This window comes from Albidovulum sp., from assembly GCF_008933605.1.
In the GTDB taxonomy this organism is placed as follows: Bacteria; Pseudomonadota; Alphaproteobacteria; order Rhodobacterales; family Rhodobacteraceae; genus Albidovulum.
In genome coordinates, this window is record NZ_WBUS01000267.1 from 1 (window position 1) to 2,574 (window position 2,574).

Here is a 2,574-nt window from a genome sequence, read left to right on the forward strand (position 1 = left end):
CTGCGCTGGCTGTACCGGCTCCTGTCGCTCTATTCGACCGACATCAGCCCCGAGGCGCTCGCCTCGGTGCGCGAGATCGAGAAGAAGGCGCGCAAGCTCACGCTGATGGAACTGACCGAACGGACCTGCAAATGGCCGATCGGCGATCCCGCGACCGAGGACTTCTGGTTCTGCGGCCTTGCGGCCCAGCCTGGCAAACCCTATTGCGAGGCCCATGTCGGCGTCGCCTTCCAGCCGATGTCGTCGCGTCGCGACCGGCGGCGCTGACAACAGGTCGGCAGGAAGAACCCGCCGACGCAGGGTCATTCCCCTTCGCGCCGCCGGCAGTCTTACCAGGCGGGCGCGAGGAACGGTGCCGGCGGGGCGCCCCGGTCAGCCGGGCGTGACAGCCCGATGTCCTCCAGACGCTCCGCGGGCAGGCTCCGAAGGCGCGTGGCCTCGCGATGGCGGCGGTCGGCATCGAGCAGCGAGGACATGGCCCGGGGGAACGCGCGCGACAGCGGCGCGAGGTTGATGCGGTGGCGCGAACCGGTGATCTCGGTCATCTCTTCGTCCTCCGTGCAAACGGTTTCGACTGGCGCCAGCGTCGCACCCGCCCGCAAGAGCGGCGCAAATTCCTTCGTGAAATGGGGCGACCACCGTGCAATATTTCCGCAATATTGACCGGCGCTTGTGCAAAAGGTGCGGCACCGTCCGCAGTCGAACCGTGATGACGACGCTTCCGATCACGATCACCCTTACCGGACCGGTCACGTTTCGCGATGGCAGCGGAACCGAGATTCGCGGCCTTTCCCGCCGCGCCCAGGCGATGCTTGCCTTCCTGTCGCTGCAGCCGGGCCAGAAGGCCGAGCGCGGTCTCCTCGCCGACCTGCTCTGGAGCGATCGCTCAGAGGAGCAGGCGCGGGCGTCGCTCCGGCAGGAGTTGTCGGCGCTTCGCCGCGCCCTGCCCTCCGCCGTGATCGAGGCGGACCGGCAGAGCGTCAGGCTCTGCACCACCGCGGTCACGCCCGACGTGAGCGGCCCGGGCGAATTTCTCGAAGGCTTCGACCTTGCGTCGGAAGCATTCGAGGACTGGCTTCGCACTGCCCGCATGTCGCACTCGGCGACGGAGAGCCCGGTGCCGCCCGCTTCCCCGGTCTCCAGCGGCCGCCTGCCGCGTCTTGCGGTCCTCCCCTTCAGTGAGATCGGCGTGCCCGAGACCGACATGTTCGCGGATGGCGTGGTCGAGGAGATCACGGGCGCGCTGAGCCGGGCACGTGAGTTCGAGGTGATCGCACGCCAGTCCGCCTTCGCGCTCGGCAACGAGCGTCTCGACATTCGCGCCACGTCCGAGCGGCTGGGGACCGACTACCTTGTCGAGGGCTCCGTCCAGCGTGCGGGGGACCGCGTGCGCATCTCGGTGCAGCTCGTGCGCGGCCGCGATGGCCGGCTGCTCTGGTCGCAGCGGTTCGACGACCGGCTCGACGATCTCTTCGCGCTGCAGGACAGGATCGCCGCGCAGGTCGCGGGGCAGGTTCAGCCCTCGCTACGGACGGCCGAGATCGACCGCGCACATTCCACCGTTCCGACCGATCGAACGGCCTATGATCTCGTCCTCACTGCGATGCCACATTTCTGGGCACACCGGCAGGACGCGAACGAGAGGGCGATCGCGCTCTTCGGCGAGGCGGCGGCGCGCGCGCCCGGCTATGCGCTGGCGCTTGCCTACAAGGCCTGGGCATTGGCGCAGCAGGCCACATACATGTGGTCCGCCGATATCGGGGCCGATCGGGCGATCGCGCTGAATCTGGCAAGCTCTGTCGCCAGGGGGCTCGGCGACGATCCTCCGGCTCTCGTCGCCCTGGGCGCCGCCTTCTCGCTGAGTTCCACCGATGTCGCGCTGGCCGACAGCTTCATCGACCGGGCGCTCGCAATCGACCCGAACAATGCCTGGGGCTGGATGCGCAAGGGGTGGTCGGCGATCTACGCCGGCGCATCCGAAGATGCGCTTCGCCATTTCGACCGCGCCGAAAAGCTGAGCCCGCTCGATCCGTTCCGCTTCAACGTGGTTCTCGGCCGCGCCGCGGCGCTTAGGGGGCTGGGCGAGCTCGACGCGTCGCTGGACCTGGTCCGCGCTGGGATGCGGGCCAATCCGGGGATGACCTGGGCCTACCGGATGATCCTCTGCGATCTCGTCCTCGCCGGGCGAGAGGCCGAGGCGCGGGCGGAGGCGCGGGAATTCCTGCGGCACTACCCGCATGCGACCGTCGCCTATGTGCGGGCCAGTTGGCCCCCCTCCGTCCTGCACTCGAATCCCGAGTACGTCGATGCAATCGGGCGCTGCGGCCTTCCCGAGCGGTAGCATCAGGGTCGGGAAAACCCGCACTGGAACTTGCCGGGTCGAGAAGCTAACCTGCTGCAACGCGCGACAGGAACGTTCAGTCAAATGTCCCCCATCATCGAGGTCCGGGACCTCTCCAAGACCTATGCGAGCGGCACGGTGGCGCTTTCTGGCGTCACGCTCGACATCGCCGAGGGCGAGATACTTGCCCTGCTCGGGCCGAACGGCGCAGGCAAGACGACCTTCATCTCCAT

General features: G+C 68.2%; 4 protein-coding genes. 3 read left to right on the plus strand and 1 reads right to left on the minus strand.

What is annotated here, in order from left to right; translation table 11 throughout:
• Positions 1-267: GcrA family cell cycle regulator (locus tag F9K34_RS18590; RefSeq protein ID WP_291338589.1), on the plus strand; the 267-nt coding region annotated here is incomplete at its 5' end.
• Positions 268-329: 62 nt separating this feature from the next.
• Here the strand turns inward: F9K34_RS18590 and F9K34_RS18595 are convergent.
• A complete protein-coding gene (locus tag F9K34_RS18595) occupies positions 330-545 on the minus strand; it encodes a hypothetical protein (RefSeq protein WP_291338590.1) in 216 nt (71 codons plus the stop codon).
• A 161-nt stretch (positions 546-706) separates the two neighbouring features.
• Here F9K34_RS18595 and F9K34_RS18600 point away from each other — a divergent pair, with 161 nt between their 5' ends.
• Both F9K34_RS18600 and F9K34_RS18605 read left to right on the plus strand, forming a co-directional pair.
• Positions 707-2,341, plus strand: coding sequence for a hypothetical protein (locus tag F9K34_RS18600; protein WP_291338591.1), 1,635 nt, complete (start codon positions 707-709; stop codon positions 2,339-2,341).
• Between the two features lie 84 nt (positions 2,342-2,425).
• A partial coding sequence (locus tag F9K34_RS18605) for an ATP-binding cassette domain-containing protein (RefSeq protein ID WP_291338592.1) occupies positions 2,426-2,574 on the plus strand: 149 nt, incomplete at its 3' end.

Coding starts and splice junctions, on each gene's coding strand:
- F9K34_RS18595 (WP_291338590.1), bottom strand. CDS start 545: ATGACCGAGATCACCGGTTCGCGCCACCGCATCAACCTCGCGCCGCTG.